This window comes from Streptomyces sp. WG7 (assembly GCF_049975785.1).
In the GTDB taxonomy this organism is placed as follows: Bacteria; Actinomycetota; Actinomycetes; order Streptomycetales; family Streptomycetaceae; genus Streptomyces.
The window spans coordinates 24,350-44,117 of record NZ_JBNGGE010000007.1 but is presented as its reverse complement, the minus strand read 5'-3'; the positions used below and the strand labels follow the sequence as shown (position 1 = coordinate 44,117).

At 70.9% G+C, this 19,768-nt stretch carries 16 protein-coding genes; 9 read left to right on the top strand and 7 right to left on the bottom strand.

The genetic code is table 11. The annotated features are described in order from the left end of the window. Positions 1-51 precede the first annotated feature (51 nt). Complete coding sequence (locus ACP4J0_RS10045; protein ID WP_426598278.1) at positions 52-606, bottom strand: methylated-DNA--[protein]-cysteine S-methyltransferase; 555 nt, start codon at positions 604-606, stop codon at positions 52-54. An 88-nt stretch (positions 607-694) separates the two neighbouring features. Further along, a complete protein-coding gene (locus ACP4J0_RS10040; RefSeq protein WP_426598277.1) occupies positions 695-1,579 on the bottom strand; it encodes a glycerophosphodiester phosphodiesterase in 885 nt (294 codons plus the stop codon). A 290-nt stretch (positions 1,580-1,869) separates the two neighbouring features. On the opposite strand from ACP4J0_RS10040, the gene ACP4J0_RS10035 reads away from it, so the two are divergent. From ACP4J0_RS10035 to ACP4J0_RS10010, 6 genes are all read left to right on the top strand, one after another. Further along, positions 1,870-2,748 (top strand): MHYT domain-containing protein, encoded by an 879-nt coding sequence (locus tag ACP4J0_RS10035; RefSeq protein WP_426598452.1) that lies wholly within the window; start codon positions 1,870-1,872, stop codon positions 2,746-2,748. Positions 2,749-2,788: 40 nt separating this feature from the next. Beyond that, positions 2,789-4,939 (top strand): excinuclease ABC subunit UvrB, encoded by a 2,151-nt coding sequence (gene uvrB / locus ACP4J0_RS10030; RefSeq protein WP_426598276.1) that lies wholly within the window; start codon positions 2,789-2,791, stop codon positions 4,937-4,939. A gap of 141 nt (positions 4,940-5,080) precedes the next feature. Continuing rightward, the gene (locus tag ACP4J0_RS10025; RefSeq protein WP_426598275.1) at positions 5,081-5,659 is read left to right on the top strand and encodes a TerD family protein; all 579 of its coding nucleotides are present in this window, start codon (positions 5,081-5,083) and stop codon (positions 5,657-5,659) included. Positions 5,660-5,752: 93 nt separating this feature from the next. Then, complete coding sequence (locus tag ACP4J0_RS10020; protein WP_426598274.1) at positions 5,753-7,834, top strand: TerD family protein; 2,082 nt, start codon at positions 5,753-5,755, stop codon at positions 7,832-7,834. 253 nt (positions 7,835-8,087) lie between these two features. After that, entirely contained in the window at positions 8,088-9,089 is a 1,002-nt protein-coding gene (locus ACP4J0_RS10015) for a TerC family protein (protein ID WP_426598273.1), read from the top strand. 197 nt (positions 9,090-9,286) lie between these two features. After that, positions 9,287-10,387 carry a calcium:proton antiporter gene (locus ACP4J0_RS10010; protein ID WP_426598272.1) on the top strand — a complete coding sequence of 367 codons (1,101 nt, stop codon included), beginning with the start codon at positions 9,287-9,289 and terminating at the stop codon, positions 10,385-10,387. Between the two features lie 14 nt (positions 10,388-10,401). Here the strand turns inward: ACP4J0_RS10010 and ACP4J0_RS10005 are convergent, their stop codons facing one another. Then, positions 10,402-11,448, bottom strand: a complete 1,047-nt coding sequence (locus ACP4J0_RS10005; protein WP_426598271.1) for a S66 family peptidase — start codon at positions 11,446-11,448, stop codon at positions 10,402-10,404. A gap of 104 nt (positions 11,449-11,552) precedes the next feature. Here ACP4J0_RS10005 and aroQ point away from each other — a divergent pair, with 104 nt between their 5' ends. Beyond that, complete coding sequence (aroQ, locus tag ACP4J0_RS10000; RefSeq protein WP_426598270.1) at positions 11,553-12,026, top strand: type II 3-dehydroquinate dehydratase; 474 nt, start codon at positions 11,553-11,555, stop codon at positions 12,024-12,026. A 107-nt stretch (positions 12,027-12,133) separates the two neighbouring features. Here aroQ and ACP4J0_RS09995 read toward each other — a convergent pair whose 3' ends face one another. Together ACP4J0_RS09995 and ACP4J0_RS09990 are read right to left on the bottom strand one after the other, a co-directional pair. Then, positions 12,134-12,790, bottom strand: a complete 657-nt coding sequence (locus ACP4J0_RS09995; protein ID WP_426598269.1) for an MBL fold metallo-hydrolase — start codon at positions 12,788-12,790, stop codon at positions 12,134-12,136. Between the two features lie 69 nt (positions 12,791-12,859). Beyond that, the gene (locus ACP4J0_RS09990) at positions 12,860-13,546 is read right to left on the bottom strand and encodes a maleylpyruvate isomerase family mycothiol-dependent enzyme (RefSeq protein ID WP_426598268.1); all 687 of its coding nucleotides are present in this window, start codon (positions 13,544-13,546) and stop codon (positions 12,860-12,862) included. A 223-nt stretch (positions 13,547-13,769) separates the two neighbouring features. Here ACP4J0_RS09990 and uvrA point away from each other — a divergent pair, with 223 nt between their 5' ends. Next, positions 13,770-16,799, top strand: a complete 3,030-nt coding sequence (gene uvrA, locus ACP4J0_RS09985; RefSeq protein WP_426598267.1) for an excinuclease ABC subunit UvrA — start codon at positions 13,770-13,772, stop codon at positions 16,797-16,799. A gap of 134 nt (positions 16,800-16,933) precedes the next feature. On the opposite strand, the gene ACP4J0_RS09980 is transcribed toward uvrA, so the two are convergent. Both ACP4J0_RS09980 and ACP4J0_RS09975 read right to left on the bottom strand, forming a co-directional pair. Next, complete coding sequence (locus ACP4J0_RS09980; protein WP_426598266.1) at positions 16,934-17,842, bottom strand: carbohydrate kinase family protein; 909 nt, start codon at positions 17,840-17,842, stop codon at positions 16,934-16,936. Next, positions 17,839-18,903: a LacI family DNA-binding transcriptional regulator gene (locus tag ACP4J0_RS09975; protein WP_426598265.1), complete on the bottom strand. Its 1,065-nt coding sequence runs from the start codon at positions 18,901-18,903 to the stop codon at positions 17,839-17,841. Before ACP4J0_RS09975 ends, ACP4J0_RS09980 begins: the two co-directional genes overlap by 4 nt. Before the next feature lie 215 nt (positions 18,904-19,118). Between ACP4J0_RS09975 and ACP4J0_RS09970 the strand changes: the two genes are divergently transcribed. Beyond that, positions 19,119-19,544 carry a Rieske (2Fe-2S) protein gene (locus ACP4J0_RS09970; protein ID WP_426598264.1) on the top strand — a complete coding sequence of 142 codons (426 nt, stop codon included), beginning with the start codon at positions 19,119-19,121 and terminating at the stop codon, positions 19,542-19,544. The last annotated feature ends 224 nt before the right edge of the window (positions 19,545-19,768 follow it).

Genomic DNA, 19,768 nt, shown 5'->3' with positions numbered 1-19,768 from the left:
CCCCGCACTCCACATGACCCCTGCCCGGCACCGCCCGGGCGGCCGGACCCCTCAGAACAGCGGCTCGGGCAGCACGCCCTCCAGGGCGAGCAACTGCCGCTTGGTGTCCACGCCGCCCCCGAACCCGCCGATGCCGCCGTCTCTCTCGACGACCCGGTGGCACGGCACGACGACCGGCAGCGGGTTGGCCCCCATGGCCATGCCCACCGCCTGTGCGGCGCCCGGCTGGCCGACCCGGTCGGCGAGGTCGCCGTAGCCGACGACCGAGCCGAAGGGGACGCCCGAGGCCAGCTCGCGCAGCACCTGCCGGTTGAAGCCCGAGATCAGCGACCAGTCCAGCGGCAGGTCGAAGTCACGCCGCCTGCCCGCGAAGTAGGCCTCCACCTGCCGTATCGCCTCGGTCAGCAGCGGGGAGCCGGGCGCCTCGACGGGCTCCGAGCCCAGCCGGGCCGCGAGCCTCTCGAGCGCCCGGTCGCGCGCGGCGTCGGTGGCGTGGAACACGACGTTGACCAGGCCGTCGCGGGTGGCGGCCAGCAGCAGCGGACCGATGCCGGTGCCGACGACGGTCCACACGACCTGCTGCTCGTACTGCCCATGGCTCTCCATGCGCCCACGGTACGGGCAGCCACTGACAACGCCGGGGGCAGCGGGACAGCGGTGCACGCGGCCGTCCCGTGCTCCCGGCACGACGGGATCACCGTTCGGCCGAGTCCTCGCCCACGGCGTCCCGCACCACGTCGGGCTTGTTGGTGATGATGCCGTCGACGTCGTACCCGGCGACCCGCCGGGCGGTGTCCGCGTCGTCGACCGTCCAGGTGAAGACCTCCAGCGGCCTGCCGTGCGCTCCCGTGAAGGCGTGCACCGAGGCCACGTAGCCGGTGGAGAGGGAACCGTGCGACGGATTGATCTGGTCGGTGAACTCGGCGTACGCGGGCAGGTCCGCCACGGACGGTGTGCCGAGGAACCCGGTCCTGACGGCCGGCTTCAGTTCGTGGACGGTCCGGACGCTGTCCGCGCTGAAACTCTGCACGACCAGGCGGCCGGCCACATGCCGCCGGTCGAGCCAGCCCTCGTTGGCGAGGACCTTGAGGGTCTGCTGTTCGATGCCCGGATACAGCTGGGGGTTCTTCAGCTCCAGCAGCAGCTTCTGGTGATTGTGCTCCACACGGTCCACGTACTGCTTGAGCGTCGGCACACGCGCGCCCGCGTACTGGGACCCGAACCAGCTCCCCGCGTCCAGCCGGGCGATCTCCGCGGCGGTGAAGTCCTTCACCTTCCAGGGCGACCGGTCGGGGAAGACCTCCTCCACGTTCGTCGTACGGCGAAGGTTGTCGTCGTGGAGGACGACGAGTTCGCCGTCCCTGGTGCGCTGGACGTCGTTCTCCACCCAGCGGATGCCCAGCTCTGCGGCCTTGTCGACGGCGGCCAGCGTGTTCTCCGGCGCATAACCGGAAGCGCCCCTGTGGGCGACGACCGAGGGCCCTTCGTCGGTCTGGGCGCCCCGGGCGTGTGAGAGCGGAGCGAGCAGGGCGACTCCCAGAAGCGCGGTGGTCGTGACGGCAACTGCGCGCACGTGCATGCGTACTCCTCGCGTCGAGCGATCACGGACAGCACCACTGTGGCATCAGAGAGTCAATAGAAGAGGGGTGCAGAATGGCCGCAGACTGAACGGAGTTGCTCAACTCCACTCACCGGGGCCGCACAAGTGGGGCAAACCCGTGATTCTTTGCCGGAGAATCGTTCGACCATTCCGGTGGGAGTCATACTCTCTGCCTCGACCCTGACCGTTGACGCGGTCCCGGGAGGGGCGCACATCAGGGGAAATTCCGGCACATGACCGGGCGCGAGAAGGCGGAAGGGCAGCCGCACATGCAAGGCACGGTCGAGGGATTCAGCTATGGACTCGTCACACCGCTGGTGGCCTACCTCATGGCCTGTCTCGGCGGTGCCCTCGGCCTGCGCTGCACCACCAGGTCCATGCGGGTCACCCGGTCCTGGCGCCCCGGATGGCTCGCCCTGGGCTCGGCGGCGATCGGCTCCGGCATCTGGACCATGCACTTCGTCGCCATGATGGGGTTCACGATCGAACACACGCCGATCCGCTACGACTGGCTGATGACCTTCGCCAGCCTGGCCGTCGCCATCGTCATGGTGGGCATCGGGATCTTCATCGTCGGCTACCGGGGCGCGCGGGGAGCGGCCCTGTTCACCGGCGGCACCATCACCGGTCTGGGCATCGCCTCGATGCACTACCTGGGCATGGCCGGGATGCGTCTGGACGGGCAGCTGACGTACAACACGTTCACCGTGGCCGTGTCCGTCGTCATAGCCATGGCCGCCGCCACCGCGGCCCTGTGGGCGGCCGGGCAGGTCCGCGGTTTCCTGTGGAGCGTGGGCGCCAGCCTGATCATGGGGCTGGCCGTCACCGGCATGCACTACACGGGCATGGCCGCCCTCGAGGTCCATCTCCACGGCACGGCCGACCCCTCCACCGGAGGCTCGCCCGCCGAACTGCTCGCCCCCATGCTGATCGGCCCCCTCGCCTTCCTCCTCCTGGCCGGCGTGGTGGTCATGTTCGACCCGCTGATGGTCACGGGGAAGCCCGCCGGAATCCCCGTCGAGCGGAAGCCGGGCGTCCCCGCCCGCGCCGAGGCCCCGCACACGGTCCGCGGTCCGGCACGCCACCTCGCGCACGACAGGCGCCGCCCCCTCGTCCACCGGCGCTCTACGACCCCGCAGAACCGCTGATCCGGACCGGTTGTCAGTGCGGGGTCGTACGGTGGAACCCATGCGGCCCGTTTCCCAGATCGAACGCACGGTGGCGCCCTTCGAGGTCGTCAGCCCCTACCAGCCGAACGGCGACCAGCCGGCGGCCATCGCCGAGCTCGCCCGGCGCGTCGAAGCAGGCGAGAAGGACGTCGTCCTCCTCGGCGCCACCGGCACCGGCAAGTCCGCCACCACCGCGTGGATGATCGAGAAGCTCCAGCGCCCCACCCTCGTGATGGCGCCGAACAAGACCCTGGCCGCCCAGCTGGCGAACGAGTTCCGCGAGCTGCTGCCGAACAACGCCGTCGAGTACTTCGTCTCGTACTACGACTACTACCAGCCCGAGGCCTACGTCCCGCAGTCGGACACCTACATCGAGAAGGACTCCTCGATCAACGAGGAGGTGGAGCGCCTGCGCCACTCCGCGACCAACTCACTGCTCACCCGCCGTGACGTCGTCGTGGTCGCCTCCGTCTCCTGCATCTACGGTCTCGGCACCCCGCAGGAGTACGTGGACCGCATGGTTCCGCTCCGGGTCGGCGAAGAACACGACCGGGACGAGCTGCTGCGCCGCTTCGTGGACATCCAGTACACGCGCAACGACATGGCCTTCGCCCGCGGCACCTTCCGGGTGCGCGGCGACACCATCGAGATCTTCCCGGTCTACGAGGAGCTCGCGGTCCGCATCGAGATGTTCGGTGACGAGATCGAGGCCCTGTCCACCCTCCACCCGGTCACCGGCGAGATCATCAGCGACGACCAGCAGCTGTACGTCTTCCCGGCCTCCCACTACGTCGCGGGCCCCGAGCGCCTGGAGCGGGCGGTCAACGACATCGAGAAGGAGCTGGCGGAGCGCCTGGCCGAGCTGGAGAAGCAGGGCAAGCTCCTGGAGGCCCAGCGGCTGCGGATGCGTACGACGTACGACCTGGAGATGCTCCGCCAGATCGGCTCCTGCTCCGGCGTCGAGAACTACTCCATGCACTTCGACGGCCGCCTGCCCGGTTCCCCGCCGAACACCCTGCTGGACTACTTCCCGGACGACTTCCTGCTGGTCATCGACGAGTCGCACGTCACCGTGCCGCAGATCGGCGCCATGTACGAGGGCGACGCCTCCCGCAAGCGGACCCTGGTCGACCACGGCTTCCGGCTGCCCTCCGCGCTCGACAACCGCCCGCTGAAGTGGGAGGAGTTCCAGGGACGCATCGGGCAGACCGTGTACCTGTCGGCGACCCCGGGCACCTACGAGCTCTCCCGCTCGGACGGCGCCGTCGAGCAGATCATCCGCCCCACCGGCCTCGTCGACCCCGAGGTCGTCGTCAAGCCCACCGAGGGCCAGATCGACGACCTGGTGCACGAGATCCGCAAGCGGACCGAGAAGGACGAACGCGTCCTGGTCACCACGCTCACCAAGAAGATGGCCGAGGACCTCACCGACTACTTCCTGGAACTCGGCATCCAGGTCCGCTACCTGCACAGCGACGTCGACACCCTGCGCCGCGTCGAACTGCTCCGTGAGCTGCGGGCCGGCGAGTACGACGTCCTGGTCGGCATCAACCTGCTCCGGGAGGGCCTCGACCTGCCGGAGGTGTCCCTGGTGGCCATCCTCGACGCCGACAAGGAGGGCTTCCTGCGCTCCGGCACCTCCCTGATCCAGACCATCGGCCGGGCGGCGCGCAATGTCTCCGGTCAGGTCCACATGTACGCCGACAAGATCACGCCGGCGATGGAGAAGGCCATCGACGAGACCAATCGCCGCCGCGAGAAGCAGGTCGCGTTCAACAAGGCGAACGGCATCGATCCCCAGCCGCTCCGCAAGAAGATCAACGACATCGTGGCGCAGATCGCCCGCGAGGACGTCGACACCGAGCAGCTGCTCGGCTCGGGCTACCGCCAGACGAAGGAGGGCAAGGGCACCAAGGCCCCCGTGCCCTCCCTGGGCGGCCAGGCGACGGGCGGCGGTGCCAAGGCGGCCAAGGCGGCCAAGGGCAGGCCCAAGGAGACGGCGGTGACCGACCGCCCGGCGGCGGAACTCGCCGAACAGATCGAGGAGCTCACCACCCGTATGCGGGCGGCAGCCGCGGACCTCCAGTTCGAGATCGCCGCCCGGCTGCGCGACGAGGTCTCCGAGATGAAGAAGGAACTGCGCCAGATGAAGGAGGCCGGCCTGGCCTGACGGCCCGCCCGGGTACGCGCTGTGTTGCAAGAACGACACAAAGTGCGGACTCGGGTGGGGCACCGTCAGTGCCCCTGCGTAGGGTTCTGGACAACCGCGGGGACCGCGGCAACAGGGGACCGCTCGAGAGGGGATCAGCGCGTGACCGTCAACATGACCAAGGGTCAGGCCATCAGTCTGCAGAAGAACGACGGCGGCAGCCTGACGTCGGTGCGCATGGGTCTCGGCTGGCAGGCGGCTCCCCGGCGCGGCCTGTTCGGCTCGCGCACCCGGGAGGTCGACCTGGACGCCTCCGCCGTCCTGTTCGCGGACAAGCAGCCGGTCGACGTCGTCTTCTTCCGCCACCTGGTGAGCGACGACGGCTCGGTGCGCCACACGGGGGACAACCTCGTCGGCGGTGTCGGCCAGGGCGGCGACGACGAAGCCATCCTCGTCGACCTGCAGCGCATCCCGGTCCACATCGACCAGATCGTCTTCACCGTGAACTCCTTCACGGGTCAGACCTTCCAGGAAGTGCAGAACGCGTTCTGCCGCCTGGTCGACGAGACCAACGGCCAGGAGCTCGCCCGCTACACGCTGGCGGGCGGTGGCGCCTACACGGCCCAGATCATGGCGAAGGTCCACCGGGCGGGCCAGGGCTGGGCGATGACCGCCATCGGGTCCCCGGCCAACGGCCGCACCTTCCAGGACCTGATGCCGGCGATCCTGCCGGTCCTGTAGCGGGCCGACACGACCTGCCGGCCCCGTGTTCGGGACGGGCGGGCGCCGCACGGCACATCACGAGCGACGCACGAGTGACACAGGGGGAAGGCGATGACGGCCGAGCTGACGCGGGGGCAGAACCTCCCGCTTCCCCGGGCCCGTCTCGAGATCCGGGTCTCGGCCGGCACGCCGATCGTGGCCGGAGCCACGCTCGGCGACGAGAACGGCACGGTCCAGGGCGTCGAATGGGTGGCCCACCCGGGCAGACCCACCCTCCCGGGTCTGGAGGTCTCCCGGCAGGCAGCCGCCGACCATCGCCTCGCGGTGGACCTGGAAGCGGTGCCGGACGCCGTGCACCGCGTCAGTGTGCTGCTCGCCCTGCCCGCCGGCGGAACGGGCCCGGCCCGTTTCGGGGCCGTCGCCGCACCCTTCGTCGCCGTCACGGGCCTCGACGGCGACGAGGTCGCCGGCTACACCATCACCGGTCTGGAGGCCGAGTCCGCCGTCGTGGCTCTGGAGCTCTACCGGCGCCAGGGTGCCTGGAAGGTGCGCGCCGTCGGCCAGGGCTACGCGGGAGGCCTCGCCGAGCTCCTCACCGACCAGAACCTGCCCCAGGCCCACGAGCTCGCCGGGAACATCCAGGACGCGGTGGCCGGTGGCCTGGCCCGCTCGGTGCCGGCACCACCGGCTCCTCCGGCCAGGACGGCCGACGGCAACCGCTCACGGCAGACCGCCGCCCCGGCGCACGGCGAGGACCACGGCGCCGCCGCGCCCCAGGGCGTCACCGGCCCCGTGCCCCCGGCCTCCCCGTACGGCCCCCCGGGCGTGCCTGACCCGCAGACGCCTGGTGTCCCAGGGCAGCACGGCACACAGCAGCCGTACTCGGGAGGACCGGGGGACTCCGGCACCGCCGGCCGGTCGGCCGCCGGGGACTCCGGCACCGCCGGCCGGTCGGCCGCGCCCGCCGGCGGTCCGATCGACTACAGCCACCCGCGTCGGCAGAACGCCGCTCCGCCTCCGCCCCCGCCGGCCGTGCCTCCGGCCGCACCCGGGCAGCCCGCCCGGCCCGTCGCGGGCGATGCCACCGGCTGGTCCATGGAGGAGCGGCTCTACAACCAGGTGTGGGGCATGTTCGAGGACCTGGCACGTACCACGGCCGCGTACCGAAGCGCCGTCGACTTCGCCGACTCGCGCATGGAGAAGGAACTCGACCGGGTCCTGTCCGACCCGCGCGGCCGGATCGGAGGTCAGGGCGACGCCGCCCGGGAGGCGGCGCGCGCCCGGCACGCCCAGCTGGTGTCCCAGGCCCAGGAGGTCCTGGACCGGGACGTCGCTCAGCTCGCCGCCGAGGCCGAGGTGGTCGAGCCCGCCCTGCCGGCGGCCTACGCACGATGGGACAACCCCGTCTGGCACGCCTACCGCGTGCCCATGGAGATGCCCATGGCCCTGCGGCTGGGCGATCTCCACCTGCCCGAGTCGCCCCGCATCAGCATCCCGCTGCTGGTCCGGCTGCCGCTGGAGCGCGGCCTGTGGATCGACAGCGGGCGTGCCACCTCGCTCGACGGTTCGTTCGCGGACGCCCACGAGATACGGCGCCTGGGCCTGGAGACAGCTGTCGCGCACGCGGCCAGGCTGCTCGCCGTCCATCCGGCGGGCGAGTTCACCGTGCACGTCATCGATCCGGCCGGATCAGGGACGCAGGCGCTGGCCCCGCTGGTGCGGACCGGAGTGCTCGCGGCCCCGCCCGCCGCGGGGGCCGCCGGGACGGCGGACGTGCTCGCCCGCCTCACCCAGCGCGTCGACCTGGTGCAGATGGCGTTGCGCGGAGGAGCCCCCGACGCGCTTCCGCCCGGTCTCGACACCTCCCAGCAGCTCCTGATCGTCAACGACTTCCCGCACGGCTTCGACGACCGGGCGGTGAACCAGCTGCGCTATCTCGCCGACGAGGGACCGGCCGTGGGCGTTCACCTGATGATGGTCGCCGACCGTGAGGACTCCGCCGGGTACGGGCCGCTGCTCGACCCCCTGTGGCGCTCGTTGCTCCGGCTGACGCCGGTGGCCGACGACCATCTCGCCGACCCGTGGGTCGGGCATGCCTGGACGTACGAGCCCTCGCTCGTGCCGCCCGGCAGCCAGGTGCTCCAGCAGGTGCTCACCCAGGTCGCCGCGGCCCGCCGTCCGTGGGATCGGTGACGGCCTTCGAACTGGGCTTTTGAGCTTTATTTGCGAATCTCTTTACCATTCCTTGGTAATGGGCTACTGTCGTTCGTACGGAGGGGAGTACTCCCTGTCTGTGCGGCGTACCCGTCAATACGGATCAGGCCAGATCCCGGGGCGTCGGCCCGTGGGTTCGAGCGCGTCACGCGTTCCGAACCCGGGGTGGAAGAGACCTCCGGCAGCGACGACGCTGACATTTGCCGTGTGACGTACTGCCGGAGGCGTAGTAGTGGAAGTTTCTGTGGCCCTGTGGGTCCTGACCGTCGTGGGCCTCGCTGCCCTGATCGGCGCCGATTTCTTCATCGGCCGCAAGCCGCACGACGTATCGATCAAGGAAGCGGGGATCTGGACGGCCGTCTGGATCGCCCTGGCGGCCCTCTTCGGAATCGGCCTGTTCATCTTCGGTGGCGGGCAGCCCGCCGGCGAGTTCTTCGCGGGCTACATCACCGAGAAGTCCCTGAGCGTGGACAATCTCTTCGTCTTCATCCTGATCATGGCGAAGTTCGCGGTGCCCTCGCAGTACCAGCAGCGAGTGCTCCTCATAGGTGTCCTCGTCGCCCTGGTCCTCAGGACCATCTTCATCGCGGCGGGTGCCGCGATCATCGCCAACTTCTCCTGGGTCTTCTACATCTTCGGCGCCTTCCTCATCTACACCGCCTGGAAGCTCATCCAGGAGGCCCGCGCCGACGAGGACGACGAGGAGTTCGAAGAGAACAAGCTGCTCAAGGCGGCCGAGCGCCGCTTCGGTGTCGCCGACCGATACCACGGCACCAAGCTGTGGATCGAGGAGAACGGCAAGCGCATCATGACCCCGATGCTGGTCGTGATGCTCGCGATCGGCACCACCGACGTGCTCTTCGCCCTCGACTCCATCCCGGCGATCTTCGGCCTGACCCAGGACCCGTACATCGTGTTCACGGCCAACGCGTTCGCCCTGATGGGTCTGCGACAGCTGTACTTCCTCCTCGGCGGACTGCTGAGGAAGCTGGTGCACCTCTCCTACGGCCTGTCGGTCATCCTGGGCTTCATCGGCGTCAAGCTGGTGCTCCACGCCCTGCACGAGTCCGGTGTCCACGTCCCCGAGATCAGCATCCCGGTCTCGCTCGGTGTGATCTGTACCGTCCTGGTCGTCACCACGATCACCAGCCTCCGCGCCTCCAAGAAGCAGGCCGAGGCGGAAGCGGCGGCCACCGAGGGCGACGACGCTCCGAAGGACAGCGTCGAGGCCTGAGCACGTACGACCCCAAGTCGGACGTGGGAGACCACCACCGGGAGCGGCGAGGCGGCGAAGAGCCGCCCGCCGCTCCCGGCGTACGCCGTGGGGAAGGGCCCTGAGCCTGCCCCGAATACGCGGTGGCCGGTCGAAGGGGTTCGCCGGTCCGCGTGACAGAGAATGCGGCGCCCGTCGCCCCCTGCGACGATCACCGCATGGTCACTGGTCCCCGGGCGCTCATCACGCAGTGGACGACCGTCATGCCCGTGGTCGCGGTCGTGCTGCTGGCCCTCACCTGGGGGCGCGATCTGCCCGGTGCGGTCGTCGCGCTGCTGACGATCGTCCTCGCGTCGGCCGTACTGGCCGCCGTGCACCACGCCGAGGTGGTCGCCCACCGGGTCGGGGAACCCTTCGGTTCCCTGGTCCTCGCCGTCGCCGTCACGGTCATCGAGGTCGCGCTCATCGTGACCCTCATGGCGGACGGCGGCGACAAGAGCGCGACGCTGGCCAGGGACACGGTCTTCGCGGCCGTGATGATCACCTGCAACGGGGTGGTCGGCCTCAGCCTCCTGGTCGCCTCCCTGCGGCACGGCACCGCGGTGTTCAACCCGGAGGGCACCGGCGCCGCCCTCGCGACGGTAGCGACCCTGGCCACGCTCAGTCTGGTACTGCCGACGTTCACCACCAGCGCGCCCGGCCCCGAGTTCTCCACCGTCCAGCTGACCTTCGCCGCACTCTCCTCGCTGGTCCTCTACGGCCTGTTCATCGCGACCCTCACGGTGCGGCACCGCGACTACTTCCTCCCGATCACCCGCCAGGGCGACGTGATCACCGTGGAGGACCACGCGGACGCGCCGTCCACCCGCACCGCCCTGACCAGCCTGGGGCTGCTGGCCCTGGCCCTGATCGGCGTGGTCGGCCTGGCGAAGGGGGTGTCGCCCACCATCGAGGACGGAGTGGCGGGGGCCGGACTGCCCCACGCCGTCGTCGGCGTCATCATCGCCCTGCTGGTACTGCTCCCCGAGACCATCGCCGCCCTGCGCACCGCGCGCCGCGACCGCGTGCAGACCAGCCTGAACCTCGCGCTCGGCTCGGCGATGGCCAGTATCGGCCTGACCATCCCGGCGGTCGCCCTGGCCTCCGTATGGCTCTCCGGACCGCTGGTCCTCGGCCTCGGCTCCACCCACATGGTGCTGCTCACCCTGACCGTGGTGGTGGCCTCGCTGACGGTCGTGCCCGGCCGTGCCACACCTCTACAGGGAGGCGTCCACCTGGTGCTGTTCGCGGCGTATCTGGAACTCGCCGTCAACCCGTAGACGACGGCGGAGCGTCAGTACATGACGGTGATGCGCCGGGCCGGCCCGTCGACCCGTACGGTGCCCCCGTACGGGATGACGACCTGCGGATCGGTGTGGCCGAAGTCCACGTCGAAGACGACCGTGGCGTCGGGGGCGTAGCTCCGCATCACCCGCAGTACCGCCTCACGCTGCTCCGCCGCGTACCGGGCGCCCTCCTCGGGGCTGTTGGGGCGCTCGAAGGTCCAGGTCTTCGGGCGGGCCATCAGCAGCGCGGAGAAGTGCCGGAGCAGGCCGCGCTCGCCCATGTTGCGCAGGGTGCGGAAGACCTCCGTGGCGCTCGGCATCTCCTCGGAGGTCTCCAGGATCAGCACGCCGCCGTCGTACTCCGCCGGGTCCCGCGCGATCTCGCGGTCGGCCATCAGCAGCCCGCCGAGGATCTCCAGGCAGCCGCCCCACGTGCGCCCCTCGGTCACCCGGTCGGCGTTCACCCAGGACCAGCCCGACCCGGGCCGGGACCCCGGCTCCTCGTCGAAGGTCGCCGGGTCGGCCCAGTCGCGGTCGACGTCGTTCCAGCGCTCGGCCGGCCGCAGCTCGTACGGGCCCGAGGTGAACAGCGCCGCACGCAGGGAGTCGGCGGTCTGCGGGTGCATGGCACCGGGACGCCCCAGCTCGACCATGACGCTCGTGCCGTGGTAGCCGACGATTCCGGTATTGCGCAGGTAGGCGAGGAGATTCGTGTTGTCGCTCATGCCGAAGAACGGCTTCGGGCTGGCCCGGATCAGCTCCCGGTCCAGCAGCGGCAGCACGGTGATCTGGTCGTCTCCGCCGATCGACGCGATCACGGCCTTGATCCCGGGGTCGGCGAAGGCCGCGTGGATGTCGGCGGCCCGCTCGTCGGGCGTGGAGCCCATCTTCCGGGTGGCGGGATACTCGACCGGCTCCAGGCCGTACTCCTTGCGCAGCCGTTCCAGCCCCAACTCGTAGGGGAGCGGGAAGAGTCCCGGCAGCCCCGAGGCGGGGGAGATCACTGCGACACGGTCGCCCGGCGAGGGCTTGGGCGGGTACACGATCGTCGTCATGGGCGGAGGGTACGGCCGGCCGGGTTGTCGGCGCACCGTGATAAACCGGGGTCCGAGCGGCGGTCACGCAAGGGCCGCCGCACCCCGAACGGACCGGAGGAACCGTGCCCCGCACCCTGGCCAACGCCCCGATCATGATCCTCAACGGCCCCAACCTGAACCTGCTGGGTCAGCGCCAGCCGGAGATCTACGGCTCCGACACGCTGGCCGACGTCGAGGCCCTCTGCGTGAAGGCGGCGGCGGCGCACGGCGGCACGGTCGACTTCCGGCAGTCCAACCACGAGGGCGAACTGGTCGACTGGATCCACGAAGCCCGGCTGAAGCACTGCGGAATCGTGATCAACCCCGCCGCCTACTCGCACACGTCCGTCGCCGTCCTGGACGCGCTCAACACCTGCGACGGGCTGCCGGTGGTGGAGGTCCACATCTCCAACATCCACCAGCGCGAGCCGTTCCGGCACCACTCCTACGTGTCGCAGCGCGCCGACGGGGTCATCGCCGGGTGCGGTGTGCAGGGGTACGTGTTCGGTGTGGAGCGGATCGCGGCGCTGGCCGGGGTGGGGCGGGCCCAGGCCTGAGAGGCACAGGTTCCGGGACCGCGGGCCGGGAGCGCGCACTGCGCACCGGTGGGTGGGAACGCCTCGCGCGGGCGCGCGGAGAACGACGGGCGGCACGCGCCCGGCGTTCACCAGCCGCGTTCGCGCCACTCCGGCAGGTGCGGCCGTTCCGCCCCGAGTGTGGTGTCCTTGCCGTGCCCCGGGTAGACCCACGTCTCGTCCGGGAGTACGTCGAAGACCTTGGTCTCCACGTCGTGCATCAGGCTCGCGAACGCCTTCGGATCGTCATGGGTGTTGCCCACACCGCCTGGGAAGAGACAGTCCCCGGTGAACACATGGGGATGCCCGTGCGGGTCGTCGTACACCAGGACGATGGAGCCCGGTGTGTGCCCGACCAGGTGGCGTGCGGTGAGCTCCACCTGCCCCACCCGGATCGTGTCGCCGTCGTCGACGAGGACGTCGGTCGGCACGGGGATGCCCTCCGCGTCGTGCCGGCCCGCGTAGGTGCGGGCGCCGGTGGCCGCGACGACGTCGGCGAGCGCCTGCCAGTGGTCGCCGTGCCGGTGGGTGGTGACGACGGACGCGATGCCGCCGTCACCGATCGTGCCGAGCAGCGAGTGCGCCTCGTTCGCGGCGTCGATCAGCAGCTGCTCGTCGGTGGCCCGGCAGCGCAGCAGATAGGCGTTGTTGTCCATCGGGCCGACCGCGACCTTGGTGATCATCAGGTCCTTGAGCTCGTGCACGTCGGCGGGGCCGCCGACCCGCACCTCTCCGCTGTACGTCATGACCGCCAGCCTAGCGCCGGGAGGCGGCCCGCGGACCGCCTCCCGGCTGCAGCGGACCGCCGTCCACGGCTACAGCGGGGGCAGCGACGGCAGCGGGCCGCCCTCCACCGTCAGCGCGGACCCCTCGCGGCGCCCGGCGAGCCAGCCGAGCAGGTCGGCCGGGGGACCGGTGACGGTCACCTCGGGGGCGTCCGCCTCCCGGCCCGTGCTCCACGCGCGCGTGCCGTCCGTGAGCCGGGTGGGCGGCACGTCCGGGTGCCCGGCGAAGCGGGCGGCGAGGAAGTCGGTCTCGCGCTCGGTGAATTCCGCCGGAAGGTCCTCCAGCTCGTATCCGATGCCCAGGTCCACGTGGTGCAGCTCCACCTCGACCCACCGCCGGAACGGCAGCCGGGAGGCCGAGTCGGTGACCCCGCCCCGCAGCTCCACGGTGCGCGACCAGTCCGCGGGCGCGGCCGAGGCGTCCTGGAACCGGGCCGCGCTCTCGCGCACGTCGGCGAGCTGGGCGTCGAGGGGGCGCGGGGCGTCCCGCTCGATGTCGGCGTCCCGGGCCTCGCCGGAGACGTACATGGGGCGTCCTTCGAGGACGTTCACGAGGGCGTCCGCGTTGCGGGCGAGGTGGGCGAGGACGTGGCCGCGGGTCCAGCCCGGCAGCCGTGACGACTCCGTCACGGACGTGTTGTCCAGTTTCCCGACCGCGGTGAGCAGCCGCTCGGTAGCGTCACGTACAGACGCCAGGTCATGCGCGTGATCAATCATGGTGCTGACCCTAGACCGCGTCACACCTTCGGGTGAAGGTGGCGGACGACGCCCGCAAATCGAATGCACGTGCTATATGGTCGGACGCGGCGTCGGGCATGCTGGGGAGTCGGGGTTTGTTGACAACCGGTGAATCCGACCGGCGTTGTCAGTGGCTCCCCCTAGTCTGAGAAAGACGGGGGCCTCGCCCCTGTCACTTCTCTCAAGAAAGGTGCGGACCGGCGTGGCCGACCGTCTCATCGTCCGTGGCGCGCGCGAGCACAACCTGAAGAACGTCTCGCTCGACCTGCCTCGTGACTCGCTCATCGTCTTCACGGGCCTGTCCGGGTCGGGCAAGTCCTCCCTGGCCTTCGACACCATCTTCGCCGAGGGCCAGCGGCGCTACGTGGAGTCGCTCTCCTCCTACGCCCGGCAGTTCCTCGGCCAGATGGACAAGCCGGACGTCGACTTCATCGAGGGCCTCTCCCCGGCGGTCTCCATCGACCAGAAGTCGACCTCCCGCAACCCGCGCTCCACGGTCGGCACCATCACCGAGGTCTACGACTACCTGCGCCTGCTCTTCGCCCGGATCGGCAAGCCGCACTGCCCGGAGTGCTCCCGGCCGATCTCGCGCCAGTCGCCGCAGGCCATCGTCGACAAGGTCCTGGAGCTGCCGGAGGGCAGCCGCTTCCAGGTGCTGTCGCCGCTGGTGCGCGAGCGCAAGGGCGAGTTCGTCGACCTCTTCGCCGACCTCCAGACCAAGGGCTACTCCCGCGCGCGGGTCGACGGCGAGACCATCCAGCTCTCCAACCCGCCCACGCTGAAGAAGCAGGAGAAGCACACCATCGAGGTGGTCGTCGACCGCCTCACGGTCAAGGACACCGCCAAGCGCCGTCTCACCGACTCCGTGGAGACCGCCCTCGGCCTCTCCGGCGGCATGGTCGTGCTCGACTTCGTCGACCTCCCCGAGGACGACCCCGAGCGCGAGCGCATGTACTCCGAGCACCTGTACTGCCCGTACGACGACCTGTCCTTCGAGGAGCTGGAGCCCCGCTCCTTCTCGTTCAACTCGCCCTTCGGCGCCTGCCCCGACTGCTCCGGCATCGGCACGCGCATGGAGGTCGACCCCGAGCTGATCGTCCCCGACGAGGACAAGTCCCTCGACGAGGGCGCCATCCACCCCTGGTCGCACGGGCACACCAAGGACTACTTCGGCCGCCTCATCGGGGCCCTCGCGGACGCGCTCGGCTTCCGCACGGACATCCCCTTCGCAGGCCTGCCGCTGCGCGCCCGCAAGGCCCTGCTGAACGGCCACAAGACCCAGGTCGAGGTCCGCTACCGCAACCGGTACGGGCGTGAGCGCCGGTACACCACGGCCTTCGAGGGCGCCATCCCCTTCGTCAAGCGCCGGCACAGCGAGGCCGAGAGCGACGCCAGCCGCGAGCGCTTCGAGGGCTACATGCGCGAGGTGCCCTGCCCCACCTGTGAGGGCACCCGCCTCAAGCCGCTCGTCCTCGCGGTCACGGTCATGGGCAAGTCGATCGCCGAGGTCTCGGCGATGTCCATCAGCGACTGCGCGGACTTCCTGGGCGAGCTGAAGCTCAACGCCCGCGACAAGAAGATCGCCGAGCGCGTGCTGAAGGAGGTCAACGAGCGGCTGCGCTTCCTGGTCGACGTCGGCCTGGACTACCTCTCGCTGAACCGCGCGGCCGGCACCCTCTCCGGCGGCGAGGCCCAGCGCATCCGCCTGGCCACCCAGATCGGCTCCGGACTCGTCGGCGTGCTGTACGTCCTCGACGAGCCCTCCATCGGCCTGCACCAGCGCGACAACCACCGGCTGATCGAGACCCTCGTCCGGCTCCGCGACATGGGCAACACGCTCATCGTCGTCGAGCACGACGAGGACACCATCAAGGTGGCCGACTGGATCGTGGACATCGGCCCCGGTGCCGGCGAGCACGGCGGCAAGGTGGTGCACAGCGGCTCCTTCAAGGAACTGCTCGACAACGCCGAGTCGCAGACCGGTCTGTACCTGTCCGGCAAGAAGGCCATCCCGCTGCCCGACATCCGGCGGCCGCGCGACCCCTCCCGGCAGCTCACCGTGCACGGCGCCCGCGAGAACAACCTCCAGGACATCGACGTGTCCTTCCCGCTGGGCGTCTTCACGGCCGTCACCGGCGTCTCCGGCTCCGGCAAGTCGACCCTGGTCAACGACATCCTGTACACGCACCTGGCGCGCGAGCTGAACGGCGCACGGAGCGTGCCCGGCCGCCACACGCGTGTGGACGGCGACGACCTCGTCGACAAGGTCGTCCACGTCGACCAGTCGCCCATCGGCCGCACCCCGCGGTCGAACCCGGCGACGTACACCGGCGTCTTCGACCACATCCGCAAGCTGTTCGCCGAGACGACCGAGGCGAAGGTCCGCGGCTACATGCCCGGCCGGTTCTCCTTCAACGTCAAGGGCGGCCGCTGCGAGAACTGCTCGGGCGACGGCACGATCAAGATCGAGATGAACTTCCTCCCGGACGTCTACGTCCCGTGCGAGGTCTGCCACGGCGCCCGGTACAACCGGGAGACCCTGGAGGTCCACTACAAGGGCAAGTCCATCGCCGACGTCCTGAACATGCCGATCGAGGAGGCGACCGACTTCTTCGAGGCGGTCCCCGCCATCTCCCGGCACATGAAGACGCTGAAGGACGTCGGCCTCGGCTACGTCCGGCTCGGCCAGTCCGCGACCACCCTGTCCGGCGGTGAGGCCCAGCGCGTCAAGCTCGCCAGCGAGCTGCAGCGCCGCTCCACCGGACGCACGGTCTACGTCCTGGACGAGCCGACCACCGGTCTGCACTTCGAGGACATCAGCAAGCTGCTGACGGTCCTGTCCGGCCTGGTCGACAAGGGCAACACGGTCATCGTCATCGAGCACAACCTCGACGTGATCAAGACCGCCGACTGGGTCGTCGACATGGGCCCCGAGGGCGGTGCCGGCGGTGGCCTGGTGGTCGCCGAGGGCACGCCCGAGCAGGTCGCGGCCGTTCCCACCAGCCACACCGGCAAGTTCCTGCAGGACATCCTCGGCGCCGACCGGATCAGCGACGCGGCCACGGTGAAGACCCCGCGCAAGGCGGCGAAGGCGGTGGCGGCCAAGGCCACCGCCAAGAAGACCGCCACCAAGGCGGTCACCGGCACGGCCGCGAAGAAGACGGCCACCAAGACGGCCAAGAAGGCCACCAAGCCCGCCGCGAAGAAGACGACGCGGACGAGCAAGGCCTGAAACGGAGCCGTGCCGGGCCCCACGGGATCATCCGTGGGGCCCGGCACGTCGTCCCGGCGGCCTGGGGGCCGTACGGCCGGCAGACCGACCACCCAGCCGGGAGCCGGTGCCGTCGGGCGTTCAGCCGTTGGTGTTCAGAAGGTGACCTCGTGGGCGTACGGCGGTTCCGCGCCCGCGCGTGAGCAGGTGACCGCCGCGGCGCGGGCGGCGAAGCCCAGCAGCTCCGCCCAGCCCTCCGCCCCCAGACCGGCCACCGCCTCGTCACCGAGGGCGTCCCGCACCGCGAGGCCGTGCAGCAGCGCCGCGTTCACCGTGTCGCCCGCGCCGATCGTGTCCACCACGTCGACCGCCTCGCCCGGCACCGCGTACTCGCCCCCCTCACGGGTGTACGCCGTCAGCCCCGCACCGCCCCGGGTGACCACGACCGCCGCCGGGCCCGCCGCCAGCCACTCTCCGGGCGTGCCGCCGAGCCACTCGGCGTCCTCGGCCGACAGCTTCAGCAGCGACACCGACGGCAGCCAGCTCCGGAACCGGGCCCGGTAGGCGTCCGGGTCCGGGATCAGCCCGGCCCGGATGTTGGGGTCGAGCGCCGTGAACACACCCCGCGCCGCCGTCTCGCGCAGCAACTCCTCGTACGCGCTCGCACCCGGCTCCAGCACCAGCGAGCAGGTCCCGAAGGAGACCGCCCGGGTGCGGGTCGGCAGCGCGGCGGGCACCGAGAACAGCCGGTCCGCGGTCCCGTCCACGTAGAAGGAGTACGCGGCCGAGCCGCCCGCGTCCACCGAGGCCACGGCGAGCGTCGTCGGCTCGGCCCCGCGCTGCACCGGGGAGACGTCCACGCCGGTCCCGCGCAGCCGGTCGAGCAGCGCCTCGCCGAACGCGTCGTACGACACCCGGGAGCAGAAGGCGGCGGGGGAGCCGAGGCGGCCCAGGGCGACGGCCGTGTTGTACGGGCCGCCGCCGAGCGCCGGCCGCAGCGCGGCGAGGGCACCCGTGCCCTGCGGTACCAGGTCGATCAGTGCCTCACCGGCGACGACGATCACGGGAGGGTCCTTTCGAAGGCCTGTGCGGAAGCTTGCCGGGGCTGCTCGGGGCAGCCGCAGGAGGTGCGGTGGACGAAGGCGCAGGGCAGCCGCACGGTCCGCTCGGGCCGGTCCGGGACGGCGAGGCGTTCCAGCAGCAGTCGGACGGCCTGGTCACCGAGTTCCCTGCTGGGCTGTGCGACGGCGGTGAGTCCGGGGGAGAAGAGGTCCGCCCAGGCGAAGTCGTCGAAGCAGCACAGCGCGAGGTCACCGGGCACGGACAGGTTCCGGTCCCGCAGGGCGCGCAGCGCACCGATGGTCATCGCGTTGTTGGCGGTGACCAGCGCGGTGGGCGGCACCGCCAGGGACAGCAGGGCCGCCGTGGCCCGTTCGCCGCCGCCCGCCTCGGAGTCGCCGTGGACCAGGAGCCGTTCGTCGTAGGGCAGCCCGGCGGCGGCGAGGCCGTGCCGGTACCCGGTGATCCGCTCGCGCGTCGTGCTGAGCCCCGGCCGGCCCGCGACCAGACCGATCCGGCGGTGGCCGAGCCCGGCGAGATGGGTGACCAGCCAGGTCGTCGGCTCGGCGCCCTCGGCGCACACCTGGTCGAAGCGCGGGTTCCCGTCGCCCTTCGGCGTGTCGACGACCCGGTCGAGGAAGACGGTCGGCACGCGGTGGCGTCCCAGATAGGCGACGAGGTCGCGCGGGTCGGCCGAGGGCGCGACGATCATGCCGTCCACGCGCCGCTCGTGCAGCAGCTGGACGACCTTGCGCTCGTGTCCGGGATCGTCGTGCGGGTCGGCGATGAGCAGGCCGTAACCGTGCTCCAGGGCGGCGGCCTCGACGCCCTGGAGGATCTCCGTGAAGTACGGGTTGCTGATCGCCGACACCGCGAGCCCGATGGAGCGGGTGCGGGAGGTCACCAGGGAGCGGGCGAGGGTGTTCGGGGTGTAGCCGAGCTCCTCGACGGCGTCCAGTACCGCCTGGCGGGTGCGCGGCAGTACCGGACGGGTGTCGTTGAGCACGTGCGAGACGGTCGCCACGGAGACGCCGGCGCTCCGTGCGACATCGGCCATGGTCGCCATCGGCGTGCCCCCTTTCCCCATGCTGCCGCGCATCGCTCCGCGCGCACTGGCCGGGACCGTATCTCATTCGGAAGCGGACGTAAACGTTTGCGCAAGCGTTTACGTCCCTCCTTCGCGTTCTCAACCCCGGCTGTCCGACCCCCGACCCACTCGGCCGGACGCCCACGGCCGCCGGATATCGTCGCCCTGCACACCCCCTGACCAGTGGAGACCCCATGCCCGGCCGTCCTGTCCCGAGCCGTCGTACCGTCCTGCGCTCGGCGGCACTCACGCCCGTCGTCGGACTCGGTCTGGCCGCCTGCTCACCGGGCGACGACGGTGCCGCGCCCGCCAGGCCGACCGGGCCCGTCGACCTCGGCGCGGACGGCGAGGTCGCCAAGGGCGCGGCCAAGCTCTACCGGGACCAGAACGTGGTGGTCAGCCGGGCCGAGGACGGCTCCCTGAAGGCGTTCAGCACGGTGTGCACACACGCGCGCTGCCCCATCAACAAGCTGGAGGGGGCGAAGCTGGTGTGTCCCTGCCACGGCAGCGAGTTCGACGCCCGGACCGGCGAGGTGCTGCACGCCCCGGCGAGCGTGCCGCTCATGGAACTGGCGGTCGAGGTGAAGCAGGGCAGGATCATCGCGAGCCCCGACATCTGACCCGCCCACGACGCCGGGAGCCCGCCCCGCAGTCACCGGCGGACCCGTCCGCAACCACCGGCGGCCCTTCTCCGCCCCTCGGTGACCCGCCCGCAGCCCCGGGCGGTCCACCTACGGCCTTGGCGACTGTTGCTTCCCCGGGCGATCCGCCTACGGCCCCGGCGACTGCTTGCTCCCCGGGCGATCTGTCCGCGCCCCCCCCCGAGCGATCTGTCCGCGACGCC

Bases quoted from the DNA above. Each gene is read 5' to 3' on its own strand.
- ACP4J0_RS10045 (WP_426598278.1), bottom strand. From the start codon at position 606: ATGGAGAGCCATGGGCAGTACGAGCAGCAGGTCGTGTGGACCGTCGTC.
- ACP4J0_RS10040 (WP_426598277.1), bottom strand. From the start codon at position 1,579: ATGCACGTGCGCGCAGTTGCCGTCACGACCACCGCGCTTCTGGGAGTC.
- ACP4J0_RS10035 (WP_426598452.1), top strand. From the start codon at position 1,870: ATGCAAGGCACGGTCGAGGGATTCAGCTATGGACTCGTCACACCGCTG.
- uvrB (WP_426598276.1), top strand. From the start codon at position 2,789: ATGCGGCCCGTTTCCCAGATCGAACGCACGGTGGCGCCCTTCGAGGTC.
- ACP4J0_RS10020 (WP_426598274.1), top strand. From the start codon at position 5,753: ATGACGGCCGAGCTGACGCGGGGGCAGAACCTCCCGCTTCCCCGGGCC.
- ACP4J0_RS10010 (WP_426598272.1), top strand. From the start codon at position 9,287: ATGGTCACTGGTCCCCGGGCGCTCATCACGCAGTGGACGACCGTCATG.
- ACP4J0_RS10005 (WP_426598271.1), bottom strand. From the start codon at position 11,448: ATGACGACGATCGTGTACCCGCCCAAGCCCTCGCCGGGCGACCGTGTC.
- ACP4J0_RS09995 (WP_426598269.1), bottom strand. From the start codon at position 12,790: ATGACGTACAGCGGAGAGGTGCGGGTCGGCGGCCCCGCCGACGTGCAC.
- ACP4J0_RS09990 (WP_426598268.1), bottom strand. From the start codon at position 13,546: ATGATTGATCACGCGCATGACCTGGCGTCTGTACGTGACGCTACCGAG.
- ACP4J0_RS09975 (WP_426598265.1), bottom strand. From the start codon at position 18,903: ATGGCGACCATGGCCGATGTCGCACGGAGCGCCGGCGTCTCCGTGGCG.
- ACP4J0_RS09970 (WP_426598264.1), top strand. From the start codon at position 19,119: ATGCCCGGCCGTCCTGTCCCGAGCCGTCGTACCGTCCTGCGCTCGGCG.